Origin of the sequence: Roseitalea sp. MMSF_3546, assembly GCF_030732865.1 — a bacterium.
In the GTDB taxonomy this organism is placed as follows: Bacteria; Pseudomonadota; Alphaproteobacteria; order Rhizobiales; family Rhizobiaceae; genus Roseitalea.
The window spans coordinates 164,609-181,227 of the sequence record NZ_JASHKB010000003.1; the positions used below are offsets into that span (position 1 = coordinate 164,609).

Below are 16,619 nucleotides of genomic sequence, written 5' to 3' on the forward strand. Positions count from 1 at the left end.
CAAGGCAATCCTACCGTCCGCCTGCCCCTTGCACCGACGCAAGAGAGCCGAACGCGGAGCGATGAAACATGACGTGCAGATCCCGACCATGGCCGCAACAGGAGCCGATCGACTATGAGCGGGTGCGGTGCGAGGCGCGCCGCGAGCGCCGGCGCGTGATGAACGCGGTGATCCGGTCGGTGTTCACCTGGCGCGCGCGGCACCGGCGCCCAAACGGGGCGTGACGATCGTCATCACCGGCGGCGGCCGTCGGACCCCTTCATCCCGCCTGCAGCGATTTGAGGGAAAGCGGGAACCGGTTTCGCGGCCGCGGCGCGCCATCGGGTCGGCGCCGGTACGGTGACCCCGCGCTCGCCGGACACATTCGACAACCGCGCGGCCGGGCACAGCACCGGCCGCGCCGCACACCGCCGATCCCGGCGGTCACGAACGCGACCGGCAAACCGGACCCTGCCGGCCGTCAGGCCTGGCGCGCCCGGAGCGGTGCGCGGGACGCTTGCCCTTCCCGGCCGGGTTCCGGCCTTTCCTCTTTCCGGAATCCGGGCTACACGAGGGCACCCATCAATTCGGATGCCCTATGTCTCAAGCGATCCTGCCCCGCTCAGGCGTCGCCAGGCCGCCCTTGGCCGTGCTGGTGATGATGGCGGCGATAAGCCCTCTGGCCATCAACCTGTTCGTTCCGTCCGTGCCGTCGATCGCGGCCGATCTTCAGGCGCCCTACGCCAAGATCCAGCTCGGGCTGTCGCTCTATCTGGTCTTCATGGCGATCATGCAGCTGGTCACGGGACCGATCTCGGACCGACTCGGCCGCCGACCGGTCGCGCTTGCAAGCCTGGTCATCTTCGTTATCGGTTCGGTGATGTGCGCCGTGGCGCCCAATGCCGACATGTTTCTGGCCGGCCGGATCGTGCAGACGACGAGCGCGATCGGGTTGATGCTGTCGCGCACCATCGTGCGTGACGTCTACCCGCGCGACAAGTCTGCCTCGATGATCGGCTATGTAGTCATGGCCATGGCGGTCGCACCGATGGTCGGCCCGGCCATCGGCGGGCTGATCGACCAGCTTGCCGGCTGGCGCGCTGTGTTCGTGCTGCTGGCGGCCTGCGGGGCGGTCACGCTGGCTGCGAACTGGCTGATGCTGCCCGAAACCAATGCCAGCCGCGGCCAGAGCGTGCGCGACCAGATGCGCGCCTGGCGCGGCCTTGCGGGCATGTCGGCCTTCTGGCTGTACACGATGAGCGCCGGGCTGACGGCGATGGTGTTCTTCGGTTTTCTGGGCGGAGGGCCGGCGGTCGCCACCGGCGCGCTGGGCCTCAGTCCGTTCCAGTACGGGCTCTGGTTCGCCTTGTGCGCCTTCGGCTATGCGATCGGCAATTTCCTGTCCGGACGGTATTCGCAGCGCCGGGGCATCGAAACGATGATGCGCGATGGCGCCGCCACCACCTTGTCGGGACCGGTGATCGTCCTGATCCTGTTTGCGGCCGGTCTCGACCACCCGGCCTCCCTGTTCGTGCCGCTGATCCTGCTGGGCATCGGCAATGGCATGGTGCTGCCCAACTCGGTCGCCGCCGTGATCAGCCTCAAGCCCGAGGCGGCGGGTGCGGCCTCGGGCCTTCTGGGCGCGCTGCAGATCGGGCTTGGCGCCATCGGCTCGGTGATCGGCGCGCTGGCGGCCGGCGATGGCAGTTCGGCGATCGGCCTTGCCATCTTCTTGTGCATCGTTTCGCTTGGCGGGCTCGTCGGCACGCTGTTGGCCATCCGTTCGCCTCGGCCCATCGAGGTCTGACCGCGGGCATGTGGGCCATTTCGCCGTTGTCTGCGGCGGCCGGCTTGGGCATAGTCGCCCGATGAACACCAGGACGGCAGCAACCGGCGCGACGGGCTACATCATCGAGCCCGACCCGGACGCGCCGGGCCTTTCGGTCGAGGTCGAAGGCCACGACCAGGATGGCAGACCGGTCGTCGCGCGCGTCGTCACAGAACGGCCGCTGACGCTCTACCTCAACGGCCAGGAGATCGTCACAATGATGACGATCGGCGATCACCCCGACCTTCTCGCCGTCGGCTATCTGGCCAACCAGAACATGCTGCGTCCCGAAGACACGATCACCGCGATCGACCATGACGAGGATGTGGAGGTGGTCGTGGTACGCACGGCGCGCCAGACCGATTACGAGACGGTGCTGCGCAAGAAGGTGCGCACCTCCGGCTGCGCGCAGGGCACGGTTTTCGGCGACGTCATGGACAGCTTCGATGCCGCTCAGTTGCCGGCCGGCCCGGGCCTGCGCACCTCCTGGCTGCACGCGCTGACAAAGGCGATCAACATGACGCCGAGTCTTTATCTCGCCGCCGGGGCGATCCATGGCTGCGTGCTGTGCGCGCGCGACAGGCCGCTTGTGTATTTCGAGGATGTCGGCCGGCACAATGCGGCCGACAAGGTCGCCGGCTGGATGCGCCTCAATGGCGTGCACGGCGGCGACAAGATCTTCTATACAACCGGGCGGCTGACCTCGGAGATGGTCATCAAGACGGTGATGATGGGCATTCCGATCCTGGTATCGCGGTCGGGCTTCACCGCCTGGGGCGTCGAACTGGCCCGGCAGGCCGGGCTCACGCTGATCGGCAGAGCGCGCGGCAAGCGCTTCACCGTCGTGTCGGGGCAACACCGCATCGTCCGCGATTTCGATTTCTCCGGTGTGGACGAGGAAAGCCCCGCCCATCGCCGCAAGGGCGCAAGGGACGATGACTGAGGCGAGCCCGCATGGCGAACAGATCGTCGGCGTCGTCCTGGCCGGCGGCCTGTCGCGGCGCATGAACGGTCAGGACAAGGCGCTGATGCCGCTCGCCGGCAAGCCGCTGATCGGGCATGTGATCGACCGGCTGGCGCCGCAGGTGGGCCTGATTGCGATCAACGCCAATGGCGACCCGCAGCGCTTTGCGATGACCGGTCTGCCGGTCTTCGCCGATACGATACCGGGCCATGCGGGGCCGCTGGCGGGCGTCCTCGCGGCCATGGACTTTGCGCGGGCGCGCGGGCCCGGCCTGACCCATGTCGCAACGGCGGCGACGGACACGCCGTTTCTGCCGCTGGATCTGGTCGCCCGGCTCGCAGCGGCGAGCGCGACGCCCGACACGATCGCCATGGCCCATTCGCACGGCCAGCGGCATCCGGTCTTTGCGCTGTGGCCCGTCGGCCTTGCCGACGATCTGCGCGCTTTCCTGGCCTCGACGGAAAGCTACAAGGTGATGGTCTGGGTCGAACGCCACCGGCTTCGCCCGGTCGAATTCGGAACCGAAGGCGGCGACCCGTTCTTCAACATCAACACGCCAGCGGAGCTGGCACATGCAAAGGCCCGGTTTCGCGAGGAGGCACGACCATGACCGACCACCCGCCGTGTTTCGGCATTGTCGGTTGGAAGAACACCGGCAAGACCACCATGACCGCCAGGCTGACCCGCGAGCTGAGCCGGCGCGGCCTGACCATCTCCACCATCAAGCGCGCCCAGTCGGGCTTCGAGATCGATCAGCCGGGCACCGACAGCCATACCCATCGACAGGCCGGCGCCTATGAGGTGGCGATCGTTGCGCCCGAGCGATGGGCGCTGATGCACGAAAACCATCCCGGCGAGCCCGAGCCGCCGCTCGATGACATCGTGGCGCGCCTGTCGCACTGCGATCTTGTGCTCGTCGAGGGTTTCAAGGAAGCGCACCATCCCAAGCTGGAAATGCGCCTTGCGGCCGAGGTGCACACGCCGGCGCTGCACGAGAGCGATCCCACGGTGATCGCGCTGGCCTACGACTCGGTGCCGTCCGACAGCCATCGCCTGCCCGCGTTCCAGCGCGATTCGATCGGCACGATCGCCGACAGGGTCGTCGTGTCCTGCGGGCTCGAGGCCTATCGCCGGCCGGCGAGGTGACGGCGGCGATGGGCACGCTTGTCGACGACTGCTTCGCCCCCGACAGCCGGCGCATGCGCCACGGCGATGTCCTGGCGCTTCTGGCCGCGCGGCTCGAGCCTGTCACGGGCGAACGGTCCATCGCCGTCATGGACGCCCGGGGGCGGGTGGCGGCCGAAGACATCGTCTCGCCGATTGCCGTGCCGCAAAGCGACAATGCCGCCGTCGACGGCTTTGCCTTTGCCAATGGCGCGCATCTGGCCGCGGGCGGCACGCTGCAACTTGCCGGCCGCGTCGCGGCCGGCGACCGGCCGGGCAGGCTCGCGCCGGGGCGATGCATGCGCATCTTCACCGGCGCACCCATGCCGCAGGGCGCTGACACGGTCGCCATGCAGGAGGATTGCGCCGTCCATCCCCGCGAGCCCGACCGCATCGTCATCCCGCAGGGGCTGAAGCCCGGGGCCAATCGTCGACTGGCCGGGGAGGATTTCGGCACCGGCGACCGTATCGTCGCGCGCGGCGACGTGCTGCGCCCGCAGGATCTGGCCGCCCTCGCCGCCACCGGGCACAGCACGATCGCCGTGCGGAGCCGTCTGCGCATCGGCGTGCTGTCGACCGGCGACGAAATCGTCGAACCGGACGCTGGCGGCCTTGGACCGGCGCAGGTGCACGATGCCAACCGGCCCATGCTGCTGTCGCTGGCCGCCTCGCCGCGCGCCGTGGTGAGCGATCTGGGCTTGTTGCGCGACGACCCGGCGTTGCTGCGGCGCACGCTCGCCGAGGCGGCGCGCGGCCACGATCTGATCATCACCTCGGGCGGCGCCTCGCGCGGCGAGGCGGATCACATGCATGATGTCCTCGGCGAATTGGGCACCTGCCATCTGTGGCAGATCGCCATCAAGCCCGGCCGACCGATGCTGTTCGGCCGGATCGGCGACACGGTGCTCGTCGGCCTGCCCGGCAATCCGGTTGCGGCGCTGGTCTGCTTTGCCGTCTATGTGCAGCCCATGATCGGCCATCTTTGCGGCGCCGATGTGCGCCCGCCGACCGGCTACGACCTGCCCGCCGCCTTCGAGATCGGCAGGAAGAAGACCGGCCGGCGCGAATTCCTGCGCGCCTGGACGGCCATCGATCCGCAGACCGGGGCGCTGAGCGCGCACAAGTTCTCGCGCGACGGGTCGGGACTGATCTCGGGACTGCAGGCGGCGCAGGGCCTGATCGAACTGGACGAGGACGTCGCGCATGTCGGGCGCGGCGATCCGGTGCGCTTCGTGCCCTTTGCCGAAATGGGCCTGTGTCCATGAGCGGGCAGGCGCTCGAGGGCGCGGCGGCCGAACCGGGCGCGCGGCACAAGGCGCGCTCGGACACGCTGGTCAGCGGACCGCCGCACAGCGCCCATGAGCGCCCGCTCCGCGCCGACCGCCATGGCGGCTACAACCGCATTTCGGTCGCCCTTCACTGGCTCGCCGCGCTGGCGATGATCGTGCTGACATTCCTGGTGGGCATCGAGGCGATCGAGACCCATGTCCGGCTGGGCATGATCGTCGCCCCATTGCTGGTGCTGCATGCGATCCGCCGGCTGCTGCGCGGCTTTCCAAGGCCGGCGGACGAGCCGGCCCTTGCATCGCTGCTGGCGCGGCTGACAATGATCGCACTGCTGATCGCGGTACCGGTCCTGGCCATGACCGGTCTGGCGCTGCCGGCCGCGCGGGGCGTGCCCTACACGCTGTTCGGCGCGGCGCTTCCCGCCCTGCCCTGGTCCGGCGATCGTGCCCTTGCCGCCCTTCTGGGCTGGGTGCACCTTGCGGCGGCCGCGACGGCGTTCCTCGCGCTGATCGCCCATCTGCTCGTTGCGCTCAGCTACAGCCTGCGCGGCCTGCGCTCGGTGATCGCGCGCATCGGCACGCCCGTCGACCGGGGGCGCTGACGGTACGGTTCGGCCCGGGCCGTCCCTTGCGGATCGCGTCCGAAACACTATCGATGGCGCGCAGCACGAGCAAACAAGTGGAGATCTCGACACATGGCGAAAGCGGCATTCATCGGCCTTGGCGTGATGGGCTATCACATGGCGGCGCACCTGGCCCATCGCCGCGGCCACGAGGTCACGGTCTACAACCGCACGGCGGAAAGGGCCCAGGCATGGGTGGGCGAGCATGGCGGCGCGCATGCGCCGACACCGGCCGAGGCGGCACGCAATGCCGATTTCGTCTTTGCCTGCGTGGGCAATGACGACGATGTCCGGCAGGTGACGATCGGCCCGAACGGCGCCTTTTCGGCGATGAAGGCGGGATCGGTGTTCATCGACAACACCACCGCCTCGGCCGCGCTTGCACGCGAATTGGACGCGGCGGCGCGCCAGGCCGGCTTCGGCTTCATCGACGCGCCCGTCTCGGGCGGCGAGGCGGGCGCCGTCAATGGCGCGCTGACGGTCATGTGCGGCGGCGAGGCGGAGGTCTTCGCGCGCGCCCGGCCGATCATCAACAGCTATGCGAAGATGGTCGGATTGATGGGCCCGGCCGGGGCTGGGCAGCTGACCAAGATGGTCAACCAGATCTGCATCGCCGGGCTCGTGCAGGGGCTGTCCGAGGGTCTTCATTTCGCCCGGCGCGCCGGGCTCGACGTCGAGGCCGTGGTCGAGGTGATTTCCAAGGGCGCCGCCGGCTCGTGGCAGATGGACAACCGCCACAAGACGATGAATGCCGGCCAGTACGATCACGGCTTCGCCGTGGACTGGATGAGAAAGGATCTCGCCATCGTGCTCGGCGAGGCCGACGCCAACGGGGCCGCCCTGCCGGTGACCGCGCTGGTCGACCAGTTCTACAAGGACATCCAGAACATGGGCGGCAATCGCTGGGACACCTCGTCGCTGCTGGCGCGGCTCGAGGCGATCGCCGGAAAACGTTAGGCGCGGCGGCCTATTTCCGGTCGAGTTCGAGATAGTCGAGCGGCATTTCGGTGGTGAACTTGATCTGCTCCATGGCGAAGGTCGAGGACACGTCGCGAATCTCGATCTTGCCGATCAGCCGCTTGTAGAAGGCATCATAGGCCGGGATGTCGGGCACGACGACGCGCAGCAGATAGTCGACATCGCCGCTCATGCGGTAGAACTCGACCACTTCGGGGAATTCGGCGATGACCTCGGAAAAACGCTTGAGCCATTCGGTCGAATGCATGTTGGTGCGGATGGCGACGAACACCGTCACGCGCACATTGACCTTTTCAGGGTCGAGCAGCGCGACGCGCCTGCGGATGACGCCCTCCTCTTCCAGCTTCTGGATACGGCGCCAGCAGGGCGTCGTCGACAAGCCCACGCGCTTGGCGATGTCGGCGACGGCGATGGTCGAGTCCTCCTGCAGGAGACGCAGGATCTTGCGGTCGAGACGGTCCATGAGTGGAAATTCTTTCCATCGTTGCGAGCCTTTACCCGCATAGAATAGAAAACAAATCCGCACAAGCCCGTCACAGACGGCGATGCACCTCGCCCCGCAGCACCGGCAGCAGTTCGGCTTCGAACCATGGGTTGCGCTTCAGCCAGCCGGTATTGCGCCAGGATGGATGCGGCGTCGGCACGACCGTGTAGGGGGCGTGGTCGAGCGCCATGATCGCCCTCCAGTCCGCGACCGTCTCTGTCAGGCTGGCGCGGCGGTGCCTGCCCAGATGATAGGCCTGGGCATGGGCGCCCACGGCGACGACCAGTTCGAGCTGGTCCATTTCGGCGAACAGCCGGTCGTGCCAGGTGCGGGCGCATTCGCGCCGCGGCGGCAGATCGCCGCCCTTTGCATCCAGGCCGGGAAAGCAGAAGCCCATCGGCACGATGGCGATGCGCGCCGTGTCGTAGAAGGTCGCCGCATCGATGCCGAGCCAGTCGCGCAGCCGGTCGCCCGAAGCATCGGTGAACGGCCGGCCCGAGGCATGCACGCGGGTGCCCGGCGCCTGGCCGCAAATGCATATGCGGGCCGTCGCCGAGACAACGCAGACCGGGTTCGGCTCGTGCGGCAGCGCCGTGCGCCCCTGCGGAGCGTCGCGGCAGATGCGGCAGGCGGCGATGCTGCGCCCGAGCGCTTCGAGCCGGTCCTCACTCATGATGGCCGCCCAGCCCGAGCCAGCCGCGCGCTCGCCGGAGCAAGGACCGAGGCTCGAGGCCGGCGGCCGCATGGCGCGGATCGTTCTGCGCGCGCCAGTCCGAGGGACGCTCGAATTCGAGCGCCCACAACCCGCGCCCTGCGCGGCGCGCCTGCGTCTCCTGCCGGCCGTAATCGCCGAAGGCGACGGCCCAGCCGGCCTCGACCATGGCCGCGTTCAGCGTCTCGCCCTCGGGCGCGTCATCGCTCCGGCATACGCCGAGCAGGCGGTCGAAACGGTCGCGCTCATGGCCCTTGCAGCGCACGTCGCCCGTGCCGATCAACGCGGCCAGGTGATCCATGGCCAGGCGGCCGCAGGGAACGGTGCGGTCATCGGCCGCGATGCAGGTCTGTTCGCGTTCGGGCGCGTCGATCCCGCGCAGGCGCACGCGCACACCGGCCACGGCAAGCGAATCGCCGTCGCCGATGCGCGCCGTTCCGGTCACCGTGTCGCTGCCGGCCTCCTGCACCACCACCGCGGCGGCGGCGGTGGCCGCAAGCACGGCAGCGGCGACGATCAGATCAGCCAGCGTGCGCCCACGTCGTCGCCTGTGCCTACCGGCGGCCATGCAAGTCCTTTCGCTGCCATCGCTTTCCCGGCTCCCGCCCGCCGGGCCGGGCGGCCCGTGAAGGGAGTCTTAACACTTGGGAAAGTATGTTCGCGCCCCGATGCGCCGTCTCGCGCAAGCCGAAAACGCGAACCGTCCCAAGGTCCCACCCTCCCTATGCAGGCGCACGACAGCCCCGACAAGACCATCGTCGACCGGCGCAAGTCCGTCCGCAACCAGGAGGTGCGCAACGCGCTGCGCCGCACGCGCGACAAGCTCGCCCTGCAAGGCTTTCCCTCCCAGGACTACGATCGGGAGTTGCTCGCCATCCACGCCAACGCGCTGATCGCCTCGATCAGCGCGGTGCCGCTGCTGATCATCCTGACCGCGTTCGCCGGCTTTTCCAGCGGCTTTGACTCGCGCATCGTCGCCTGGGCGCTGATCGCCAACCTGCTCTATGTGGCCATGGGGCTGCTGTCCAAACGCTTCCTTGACCGCAAGGACAGGTCCGACCCGCGCTCCTGGCGGATGATCTTTCTTTTCGCGCACGGGATCACCGGGTTTTCCTGGACCTATTTCGCGGTCAGCACCTGCACCGATTGCGGGGCCGAGGCGGCGCTGTTCTTCCAGGCTTCGGTGCTGCTGATCGCCATCGCGGCGACCGCGACCATCTGCTATGCGATCCGGTTTTCGATCCTGGCCGGCTTTTTCATTCCGGTGACGATCTTCGCGTTCGTTCATGTCGGCAATTCCACCAACGGCATTCTGGCCTCGGCCATGCTGGTCTGCGCGCTGTTGTTCTTCACCTTCGTCGCCGAGCGGCTGAACAAGGCGTCGGTCGCCTCGATCGCCTATCGCGCCGAGAACCAGGCGCTCATCGCCGAACTGGAGATGGCCAAGTCGATCTCGGACGAGGCGCGCCGGCGGGCCGAGGAGGCGAATCTTGCCAAGTCGCGCTTTCTGGCCTCGATGAGCCATGAGCTGCGCACCCCGCTCAATGCCATTCTGGGCTTTTCCGAAGCCATGCAGAGCGAGATGCTCGGCCCGATCGGCAACGAGACCTACAAGGGCTACGTTGCCGACGTGCACGCCTCGGGCAAGCATCTGCTCGAGCTGATCAACGAAATCCTCGATCTCAGCCGCATCGAGGCGGGCAAGTACGAACTGCGCGAGGAGGCGCTGCGGCTTACCGACGTCGCCGAGGACTGCATGGCGCTGGTGCGCATGAGGGCCAATCAGAAGAACATCACGCTCAAGCCGCAATTCCAGGAGGGGCTGTCGCGCATCCTGGCGGACGAACGGGCGCTTCGGCAGATCCTGCTCAACATGATGTCGAATGCGGTCAAGTTCACGCCGAGCGGCGGGACGATCGAGGTCAAGGTGGGCTGGACCGCAGCCGGCGGGCAATATGTCACGGTCAAGGACAACGGGCCCGGCATTGCGCAGGACGAGATCCCGGTCGTGCTGTCCGCCTTCGGCCAGGGGTCGATCGCCATCAAGAGCGCCGAACAGGGCACCGGGCTCGGTCTGCCGATCGTGCAGGCGCTGCTGGCCATGCACGGCGGGCGATTCGAGCTGAAGTCGAAACTGCGCGAGGGCACCGAGGCGACGGCCTTCTTTCCGCCGGCGCGCACGCTCGAGGCCCTGCCCGCCCAGCCGGTCGCCGAACCGCCGGCGCCCGGTCCCGCCGGCCGGCCGCGGCGGATGAAGCAGCCGGCCTGACGATCGCCGCGAACGAGCGAATCAGTCCGGGTCCTTTTCGCTCACCCCGGCCTGGGCGAAGGTCGCCATGTTGGAATGGCACAACGCGGCGGCCTTGACGATGCCGGCGGCGAGGGCGGCGCCGGTCCCCTCGCCCAGCCGCATGCCAAGGTCGAGAAGCGGCGCCTTGCCGAGTCGCTCGACGAGCGCGCGATGGCCCGGCTCGGCGGAAACGTGTCCGATCAGGCAATGGTCGAGCGCATCGGGCCGAATGGCGTGCAGCACGGCGGCGGCGGCCGTCGCCACATAGCCATCGACGATGACCGGTATGCGCTCGGCGCGGGCGGCGAGGATCGCCCCGGCCATGGCGGCGAGTTCGCGCCCGCCGAGCCGGCGCAGAAGTTCGAGCGCATCGTCCAGATGCGCCCCGTGCAGTTGCACCGCGCGGGCTACCGCGTCGGTCTTGCGTGCCATGCCCGCGGCGTCGACGCCGGTTCCGGGGCCGACCCAGTCGGCCGCCGCGCCGCCATAAAGGCCGTGGCACACGGCGGCGGCGATCGTCGTGTTGCCGATGCCCATCTCGCCGATGCACAAAAGGTCGGTGCCGCCGGCGATCGCCTCCATGCCATAGGCCATGGTGGCAGCGCAGGTGACCTCGTCCATGGCCGGGCCCTGCGTGATGTCGCCGGTGGGAAAGTCGAGCGCCAGGTCGAAGACCTTCAGACCGAGATCATGGGCCACGCAGATCTGGTTGATCGCGGCGCCGCCGGCGGCGAAGTTCTCGACCATCTGGGCCGTCACCGACGCCGGATAGGGCGACACGCCCTGCGCGGTGACACCGTGATTGCCGGCGAAGACGGCAACCAGCGGCCGGGTGACCGCCGGCGCCCGCCCGGTCCACGCGGCCAGCCATTCGGCGATCTCCTCGAGGCGGCCGAGCGAGCCGGCCGGCTTGGTCAGTTCGCCATTGCGGGCGCGGACGGCGGCGGCGGCCCGGGCATCGGGACCGGGCAGGTCTCGCAACAGCGCGCGAAAGTCGTCGAAAGGCAATCCGGTTGACACGAAGGCTCCTTGCATTGGGGTAATCGAACCGCAGGCCGATGGCCGGGCGCAGTTGGACCATCGCGGCCGGCCATGTAAAGCCTGCAACTTCGAGACCATGCAAACGGACCCGTCATGACCAGCCTGCCCGACCGTTCCTCGATCATGCGTGCGCTCGCCTTCCTGAGCCGGTTTCCGGTCGCCGGGCGCCATTTCGAAGGGGCCGGGCCCGGCCGGACGGCCCGGGACGCGGCCGCATTTCCGCTCGCGGGCGCGATCATCGCCCTGCCCGGCGCAGCCGCGATCGCGCTCTTTTCGCTGCTCGGCGCCACCGCGCTGCTTGCGGCGGCGCTGGCGGTGACCGCCACGATCGCGGTGACCGGCGCGCTGCACGAGGACGGGCTGGGCGACACGGCCGACGGGTTCGGCGGCGGCACCGATGCCGAGGGCCGCCTCGCCATCATGAAGGACTCGCGCGTTGGCGCCTATGGCGTGCTCGCCCTCACCGCGAGCGTGCTCTTGCGCACGCTGGCGCTCGGCGCGCTGATCGGCGGGGCCGGTGCCATCGGGGCCGCGCTCGCCTTTATCGGCGTTCAGGCGGGATCGCGCGCCGCGCTTGTCTGGTACTGGTCCGAACTGCCGCCGGCGCGCGATGACGGGGTCGCCGCCGGCGCCGGCCAGCCGGCCGATGATGCTGTCTCCGGTGCGCTGCTCGCCGGGGCGGCGCTGTTTGCGGCCCTGGGGCTCCTGACCGCGGGCTTGCTGCCGACCCTGCTTGCCCTCGTCTTCGCCGCAGCCTCGCTGGCCGCGTTTTCGCGGATCAGCCGGCGGCTGATCGACGGGCAGACCGGCGACACCATCGGCGCGGCCGAGCAGATCGCCCAGCTCGCGCTGCTGGTCGGCCTTGCAATGGCGCCGTGAAGGGCCATTTGAGCGCGGTAACGTTGCGGAGCCAGCCAGAGCCTTGCGGAGCCAGAATGTCCGAACCGATCCAATCGCCCTGCATTCTGGTCTGCTCCATCGACACGGAGACCGGCTATTGCTTCGGATGCGGGCGCACGGGCGAGGAAATCGCCGCGTGGACGCAACTGACGCCCGAACAGCGCCGCGCCGTCATGGACGCGCTGGCCGGCCGGCTGGCGACGATCACCCGCAAGCCCCGGCGGCAGACCCGCCGGCGACGGATCGCCGAAGGCCGCGCCAGGGACAGCGGCTGACAGTACACCGCAACAGGACGCCAGAGCCGACCCATGTTCTACCTTGCCATCATCGTCATCGGCGTTTCGCTGGTGGTCCTGTTCGCCATGGGCGAGACCGGCACGCTGGCCGGGCTCGGCGGCGATCAGATCGCGAGCCTGGTCTTTCTGGGCCTAGTCGGCGCGCTCGTCGCCTCGGGACTGATCGCCGGGCGCCAGCGGCTGACGACCCTGGCACGCCAGTTGCTCGTTTGGGTCGGCATCGTGATCGCGCTGGTTGCCGGCTATGAATATCGCTTCGAGCTGCAGAACGTCGCCAGCCGTGTCAGCGCCGGGCTTATCCCCGGCGCGCCGATGACGGCGACCGATGCCGAGGGCGGCCAGATCGTAACGATCAGCCGCAACCGGCGCCATTTCTCGACATCAGCGCGCGTCAATGGCGCCGAACTGCGCTTCATCGTCGACACCGGCGCCAGCACCGTCGTGCTGACCCACGAGGATGCCGCCGAAGTGGGCTTTGCCACCGAAACGCTCGACTACGCCGTTCCGGTCGCCACGGCCAATGGCATGACGCGGGCCGCGCCGGTGCGGATCGAGCGCATGGAAGTGGGCGGCATCGTGCGCACCGACGTCGCGGCGCTGGTCGCCGAACAGGGCCAGCTGTTCGAGAACCTTCTTGGCATGAACTTCCTGGACACGCTGGCCGGCTTCGAGGTGCGCGGCGACCGGCTCATCCTGCGCGACTAGCTTGAGACGGCGCTGACAACGAAGCGCGCGGCGACCACGAACATGAACACGCCGAAGGCCAGCTCGAGCTGGCGCTTTTGCAGCCGGTGGGCAATGCGCACACCCAGCGGCGCCACCGCGAGCGTCACCGGGATGATCACCGCGACGGCCAGCCAGTTGACATGGCCGGTCGACAGCGGCGGCAGCCCGGGCGCCCCCCAGCCCGCCCACATGGCGCCGAACAGGCCCGGAATCGAGATCAGCACGCCGACGCCCGACGATGTCGCCACCGCCTGCAGGATCGGGCGGCCGTAGAGCGTCATGAAGGTGTTGTTCATCACCCCGCCGCCAATGCCCATCAGCGCCGACACAAAACCGATGATGGCGCCCGCCGCGAACCGTCCGGCGGGTCCGGGCAGGTCGTCGGCGATCTGCCAGCCGTGCCGGGCGAAGACGAGCTTGATGCCGACGGCGACGGCAATCACCGCAAAGACGATCTGCAGGCCGGCCGCCGAGATCGAGGCGAAGACGAGCGCTGCGACGGCCACGCCTGCGGGAACGGCGAGCAGATAGGTGCGCAACAGCGCCATGTCGACGGTGCCGCGCGCCCGGTGCGAGGCAAACGAGCGCAGCGAGGTCGGCACGATGATGGCCAGCGAGGTGCCGACGGCCAGATGCATGCGCACCGCCTCGTCGATCTGAAGGAAGCCGAAAAGCTGGTAGAAGACCGGCACGAGGATCGCCCCGCCGCCAATGCCGAACACGCCGGCGAGCAGCCCGGCGACGAGCCCGGCCGCGGCCAAAGCGAGGGCAAGGGGGGCGATGGTGGCGATCTCGGCCAAGGCGAGGCGACCCTTCCGGCGTGTTGCAGACCCCTTGATCGGCCGGCACACGGGTCCAGGCAAGCCGCCGGCCGTGGCAAACGGTTCGGTCTGCCGCTCAGGCGGCGATGCGCTCGGCGTCGCAGACCGCCTCGTACGCCCGGCGCAGAACATCGCCGTCGGCGTCCGGACGCGGGCCCTGTTCGGAGAGGATGCGGCGCCAGCGGCGGGCCCCGGGCCGGCCGTGGAACAGGCCGACCATGTGGCGCGTGACGTGCGCGGCGCGTCCGCCCCCGGCGACGTGCCGGTCGACATGGGCGGCCATGGTCGCGACGACGGCGGCAAGATCGGGCGCCGGTCCGGTGTCGCCGTACAATGCGCGGTCGATCTCGGCCAGCATCGCCGGTGTCTGATAGGCGGCGCGGCCGATCATGACGCCGTCCATCACCGCCAGCTGCGCACGCGCGCCAGCGAGTGTGGCGATGCCGCCATTGATGCCGATGAAGCGGCCCGGGCGATCGCGCTTGAGCGCGTGGACGAGCGCGTGGTCGAGCGGCGGGACGTCGCGGTTCTGCTTCGGGCTCAGCCCTTCGAGCCAGGCCTTGCGCGCATGCACCCACAGCGCGTCGGCGCCGGCCTCGAACACGCGCCCGGCGAGATCCCACAGCGCCGTGCGCGGGTCCTGGTCGTCGACCCCGATGCGGCACTTGACGGTCACGGGCACCGTGCCTGCCGCCTGCTTCATCGCGGCGACGCAGCGCGCGACCAGTTCGGGCCGGCGCATCAGGCAGGCGCCGAAGGTGCCCGACTGCACCCGGTCGGACGGGCAGCCGACATTGAGGTTGATCTCGTCGAAACCGTGCGCCGCGCAGATGCGCGTGGCTTCGCCCAGCTTCTCGGGCTCGCTGCCGCCGAGCTGGACGGCAAGCGGATGCTCGCACGGATCGAAACGCAGAAGCCGGCCGCGATCGCCATGGATCACCGCATCGGCAACGACCATCTCCGTATAGAGCAGTGCCCGCCGCGAAAGCTGGCGGTGGAACAGGCGGCAATGCCGGTCCGTCCAGTCCATCATCGGCGCGACGGCCAGGATTTTGCCGTTGTCTTTCAGTGATTTATGATACATTTCAAAGTTATCGATTCACGAATGCCGGGCACTGAAATGGACGTGACTGGACGCATTTGTACCCCGCTTGATCGCTCAGTGCACGCCAATTGCGCACCGTTGTCGGGCACCGCTCGGCATGAAGACCATCTTCAAGGCGAGTCAATGGCATTGGCGCGCGCAGGTTCATGCGTGATCATCACAAGGCCAATGCCGAGATCGGCCTGCGACAGTCTCATCAACTGCAGGGTCTGCGCCTGGTGATCGTGCCGGCCGCCATTGTAGAAGACCCCATTCTGCCGAGCAGGTTTGGGTCAAGGCCAGGGATCTTGGCGGCGGGCGAGCTCAATGGGACGTAGGAGCGGCATGGTCGCGGGACGGGGTCGGGCGGTGTTGGCCGGCCGCAGGCCGATCACCGTTCGGTCGCGCCTTTGCCGGCAAGGATGCGTTCGCGGAACCGGGCGATGCGGGCAAGGCGCGTTTCGGACTTCTTCGCGCCGTTGAGGTTGATGACATAGCTCGTCTGCCGCCCTGGCGTCAGCGCATGAAAGGCGTCCGCGAGCTCGGCATCGGCGGCAAGGGCCTCGGCCAGTTCGTCGGGCCAGTCGAGCGTGCTGTGGCGCCTTGATGGCCTCCTGCCAGCCTCGGCATGGCCCATCGCCTGCGCAAGGTAAGACAGGATGATCGGCGCCATCGTCTCGACCCGGACATCATCGGCAAAGCGGATCATGTCGGGATGCGGAGTGTTTGGGCCTTGTCGCTCGAGTATGCCCTCGGGGTCGCTCATCAGCGCAGCGTCAAAGAAGCTGAGCCGGAAATCGCCGCGAAACGCACCGATGATGGCGATGTTGCGGCCGGCATGCATGTAGCACGGATGCGCCCATTTCACCGTCTCGACGAGCCCGGCATCAAGGCATATGCGCCGCAACGCCCGCAGGCCGACGATCCAGCGCCGCGTCGAGCAATCGGACGTTGCAAAGCGTTCGCAACGTCCGCAGCCCTTGACGAAATAGTCCTCGATATCGGTGATCATCGGTGCCTCGCGCGGATGGGCCGAGCCGCCTCAGGACCGAGTCGGCAGGGCCCGACGCGCCCGACGCTTCATGACTGCATGACCACTTCGAACCCGCCATAGATCAGGCGCTTGCCGTCGAACGGCATCGGATTGGCATCGGGCGCCATGCGCGGGTCCTCCATCGCCTTGGCCCAGCCGGCATCGCGCGCCGCCTTGTCGGGCCAGGCCACCCAGGAGAAGACGACGGTCTCGCCCGGCGCGGCCTTGACCGCCATCTTCATCGAGGTCACCTCGCCGTCGGGCACGTCATCGCCCCAGCAATCGACGACCGCGGTCGCGCCGTGCTCCTTGAACACCTCGGCCATCGCCCGCGAATGGGCGACAAACGCGTCCTTGTTGTCCTCGGACACCGCGCACAGCATGCCATCCACATAGCTCATGATCGTTAC

General features: G+C 68.6%; 19 protein-coding genes and 1 pseudogene. 12 read left to right on the forward strand and 8 right to left on the reverse strand.

What is annotated here, in order from left to right:
• Window positions 1–68: 68 nt before the first annotated feature.
• From RBB34_RS04345 to RBB34_RS04380, 8 genes and pseudogenes are all read left to right on the forward strand, one after another.
• On the forward strand, window positions 69–224 hold the full coding sequence (locus RBB34_RS04345; RefSeq protein ID WP_306117963.1) for a hypothetical protein: 156 nt from the start codon (window positions 69–71) through the stop codon (window positions 222–224).
• Between the two features lie 353 nt (window positions 225–577).
• Window positions 578–1,786, forward strand: a complete 1,209-nt coding sequence (locus RBB34_RS04350) for a multidrug effflux MFS transporter (RefSeq protein ID WP_306117964.1) — start codon at window positions 578–580, stop codon at window positions 1,784–1,786.
• Between the two features lie 61 nt (window positions 1,787–1,847).
• A complete protein-coding gene (gene fdhD / locus RBB34_RS04355; RefSeq protein WP_306117965.1) occupies window positions 1,848–2,750 on the forward strand; it encodes a formate dehydrogenase accessory sulfurtransferase FdhD in 903 nt (300 codons plus the stop codon).
• Entirely contained in the window at window positions 2,743–3,381 is a 639-nt protein-coding gene (gene mobA, locus RBB34_RS04360) for a molybdenum cofactor guanylyltransferase MobA (protein ID WP_306117966.1), read from the forward strand. The genes fdhD and mobA overlap by 8 nt, the downstream gene beginning before the upstream one ends.
• On the forward strand, window positions 3,378–3,917 hold the full coding sequence (gene mobB / locus RBB34_RS04365) for a molybdopterin-guanine dinucleotide biosynthesis protein B (RefSeq protein ID WP_306117967.1): 540 nt from the start codon (window positions 3,378–3,380) through the stop codon (window positions 3,915–3,917). The genes mobA and mobB overlap by 4 nt, the downstream gene beginning before the upstream one ends.
• Before the next feature lie 8 nt (window positions 3,918–3,925).
• Window positions 3,926–5,200 carry a gephyrin-like molybdotransferase Glp gene (gene glp / locus RBB34_RS04370; RefSeq protein WP_306117968.1) on the forward strand — a complete coding sequence of 425 codons (1,275 nt, stop codon included), beginning with the start codon at window positions 3,926–3,928 and terminating at the stop codon, window positions 5,198–5,200.
• The gene (locus RBB34_RS04375; RefSeq protein WP_306117969.1) at window positions 5,197–5,823 is read left to right on the forward strand and encodes a cytochrome b/b6 domain-containing protein; all 627 of its coding nucleotides are present in this window, start codon (window positions 5,197–5,199) and stop codon (window positions 5,821–5,823) included. The genes glp and RBB34_RS04375 overlap by 4 nt, the downstream gene beginning before the upstream one ends.
• A 57-nt stretch (window positions 5,824–5,880) precedes the next feature.
• Window positions 5,881–6,801, forward strand: a pseudogene (locus tag RBB34_RS04380) (NAD(P)-dependent oxidoreductase); the annotation flags it as partial.
• Between the two features lie 10 nt (window positions 6,802–6,811).
• Here the strand turns inward: RBB34_RS04380 and RBB34_RS04385 are convergent.
• The 3 genes from RBB34_RS04385 to RBB34_RS04395 all read right to left on the reverse strand — a co-directional run bounded on the left by RBB34_RS04385 (window position 6,812) and on the right by RBB34_RS04395 (window position 8,586).
• A complete protein-coding gene (locus RBB34_RS04385; protein WP_306117970.1) occupies window positions 6,812–7,285 on the reverse strand; it encodes an Lrp/AsnC family transcriptional regulator in 474 nt (157 codons plus the stop codon).
• Between the two features lie 70 nt (window positions 7,286–7,355).
• Window positions 7,356–7,979, reverse strand: coding sequence for a uracil-DNA glycosylase family protein (locus tag RBB34_RS04390; protein WP_306117971.1), 624 nt, complete (start codon window positions 7,977–7,979; stop codon window positions 7,356–7,358).
• On the reverse strand, window positions 7,972–8,586 hold the full coding sequence (locus RBB34_RS04395; protein ID WP_306117972.1) for a thermonuclease family protein: 615 nt from the start codon (window positions 8,584–8,586) through the stop codon (window positions 7,972–7,974). The genes RBB34_RS04390 and RBB34_RS04395 overlap by 8 nt, the downstream gene beginning before the upstream one ends.
• Before the next feature lie 156 nt (window positions 8,587–8,742).
• Here RBB34_RS04395 and RBB34_RS04400 point away from each other — a divergent pair, with 156 nt between their 5' ends.
• Window positions 8,743–10,287: a HAMP domain-containing sensor histidine kinase gene (locus RBB34_RS04400; RefSeq protein ID WP_306117973.1), complete on the forward strand. Its 1,545-nt coding sequence runs from the start codon at window positions 8,743–8,745 to the stop codon at window positions 10,285–10,287.
• A gap of 21 nt (window positions 10,288–10,308) precedes the next feature.
• On the opposite strand, the gene cobT is transcribed toward RBB34_RS04400, so the two are convergent.
• Complete coding sequence (cobT, locus tag RBB34_RS04405) at window positions 10,309–11,343, reverse strand: nicotinate-nucleotide--dimethylbenzimidazole phosphoribosyltransferase (RefSeq protein WP_306117974.1); 1,035 nt, start codon at window positions 11,341–11,343, stop codon at window positions 10,309–10,311.
• Window positions 11,344–11,442: 99 nt separating this feature from the next.
• On the opposite strand from cobT, the gene RBB34_RS04410 reads away from it, so the two are divergent.
• The 3 genes from RBB34_RS04410 to RBB34_RS04420 are packed head-to-tail and all read left to right on the forward strand — an operon-like array spanning window position 11,443 to window position 13,250.
• Window positions 11,443–12,228 (forward strand): adenosylcobinamide-GDP ribazoletransferase, encoded by a 786-nt coding sequence (locus tag RBB34_RS04410; RefSeq protein WP_306117975.1) that lies wholly within the window; start codon window positions 11,443–11,445, stop codon window positions 12,226–12,228.
• 56 nt (window positions 12,229–12,284) lie between these two features.
• Window positions 12,285–12,524 (forward strand): DUF1289 domain-containing protein, encoded by a 240-nt coding sequence (locus tag RBB34_RS04415; RefSeq protein WP_306117976.1) that lies wholly within the window; start codon window positions 12,285–12,287, stop codon window positions 12,522–12,524.
• Between the two features lie 33 nt (window positions 12,525–12,557).
• Window positions 12,558–13,250 carry a TIGR02281 family clan AA aspartic protease gene (locus RBB34_RS04420; RefSeq protein WP_306117977.1) on the forward strand — a complete coding sequence of 231 codons (693 nt, stop codon included), beginning with the start codon at window positions 12,558–12,560 and terminating at the stop codon, window positions 13,248–13,250.
• On the opposite strand, the gene RBB34_RS04425 is transcribed toward RBB34_RS04420, so the two are convergent.
• The 4 genes from RBB34_RS04425 to RBB34_RS04440 form a co-directional block, all read right to left on the reverse strand.
• Complete coding sequence (locus tag RBB34_RS04425) at window positions 13,247–14,071, reverse strand: sulfite exporter TauE/SafE family protein (protein WP_306117978.1); 825 nt, start codon at window positions 14,069–14,071, stop codon at window positions 13,247–13,249. The genes RBB34_RS04420 and RBB34_RS04425 overlap by 4 nt on opposite strands.
• Before the next feature lie 97 nt (window positions 14,072–14,168).
• Window positions 14,169–15,176 (reverse strand): tRNA dihydrouridine(20/20a) synthase DusA, encoded by a 1,008-nt coding sequence (gene dusA / locus RBB34_RS04430; RefSeq protein ID WP_306117979.1) that lies wholly within the window; start codon window positions 15,174–15,176, stop codon window positions 14,169–14,171.
• 391 nt (window positions 15,177–15,567) lie between these two features.
• The gene (locus RBB34_RS04435; protein WP_306117980.1) at window positions 15,568–16,188 is read right to left on the reverse strand and encodes a YdeI/OmpD-associated family protein; all 621 of its coding nucleotides are present in this window, start codon (window positions 16,186–16,188) and stop codon (window positions 15,568–15,570) included.
• 68 nt (window positions 16,189–16,256) lie between these two features.
• On the reverse strand, window positions 16,257–16,610 hold the full coding sequence (locus RBB34_RS04440) for a DUF1428 domain-containing protein (RefSeq protein ID WP_306117981.1): 354 nt from the start codon (window positions 16,608–16,610) through the stop codon (window positions 16,257–16,259).
• Between the last annotated feature and the right edge of the window lie 9 nt (window positions 16,611–16,619).

Bases quoted from the DNA above. Each gene is read 5' to 3' on its own strand.
- RBB34_RS04345 (WP_306117963.1), top strand. From the start codon at position 69: ATGACGTGCAGATCCCGACCATGGCCGCAACAGGAGCCGATCGACTAT.
- RBB34_RS04350 (WP_306117964.1), top strand. From the start codon at position 578: ATGTCTCAAGCGATCCTGCCCCGCTCAGGCGTCGCCAGGCCGCCCTTG.
- fdhD (WP_306117965.1), top strand. From the start codon at position 1,848: ATGAACACCAGGACGGCAGCAACCGGCGCGACGGGCTACATCATCGAG.
- mobA (WP_306117966.1), top strand. From the start codon at position 2,743: ATGACTGAGGCGAGCCCGCATGGCGAACAGATCGTCGGCGTCGTCCTG.
- mobB (WP_306117967.1), top strand. From the start codon at position 3,378: ATGACCGACCACCCGCCGTGTTTCGGCATTGTCGGTTGGAAGAACACC.
- glp (WP_306117968.1), top strand. From the start codon at position 3,926: ATGGGCACGCTTGTCGACGACTGCTTCGCCCCCGACAGCCGGCGCATG.
- RBB34_RS04375 (WP_306117969.1), top strand. From the start codon at position 5,197: ATGAGCGGGCAGGCGCTCGAGGGCGCGGCGGCCGAACCGGGCGCGCGG.
- RBB34_RS04385 (WP_306117970.1), bottom strand. From the start codon at position 7,285: ATGGACCGTCTCGACCGCAAGATCCTGCGTCTCCTGCAGGAGGACTCG.
- RBB34_RS04390 (WP_306117971.1), bottom strand. From the start codon at position 7,979: ATGAGTGAGGACCGGCTCGAAGCGCTCGGGCGCAGCATCGCCGCCTGC.
- RBB34_RS04395 (WP_306117972.1), bottom strand. From the start codon at position 8,586: ATGGCCGCCGGTAGGCACAGGCGACGACGTGGGCGCACGCTGGCTGAT.
- RBB34_RS04400 (WP_306117973.1), top strand. From the start codon at position 8,743: ATGCAGGCGCACGACAGCCCCGACAAGACCATCGTCGACCGGCGCAAG.
- cobT (WP_306117974.1), bottom strand. From the start codon at position 11,343: ATGCAAGGAGCCTTCGTGTCAACCGGATTGCCTTTCGACGACTTTCGC.
- RBB34_RS04410 (WP_306117975.1), top strand. From the start codon at position 11,443: ATGACCAGCCTGCCCGACCGTTCCTCGATCATGCGTGCGCTCGCCTTC.
- RBB34_RS04415 (WP_306117976.1), top strand. From the start codon at position 12,285: ATGTCCGAACCGATCCAATCGCCCTGCATTCTGGTCTGCTCCATCGAC.
- RBB34_RS04420 (WP_306117977.1), top strand. From the start codon at position 12,558: ATGTTCTACCTTGCCATCATCGTCATCGGCGTTTCGCTGGTGGTCCTG.
- dusA (WP_306117979.1), bottom strand. From the start codon at position 15,176: ATGTATCATAAATCACTGAAAGACAACGGCAAAATCCTGGCCGTCGCG.
- RBB34_RS04435 (WP_306117980.1), bottom strand. From the start codon at position 16,188: ATGATCACCGATATCGAGGACTATTTCGTCAAGGGCTGCGGACGTTGC.
- RBB34_RS04440 (WP_306117981.1), bottom strand. From the start codon at position 16,610: ATGAGCTATGTGGATGGCATGCTGTGCGCGGTGTCCGAGGACAACAAG.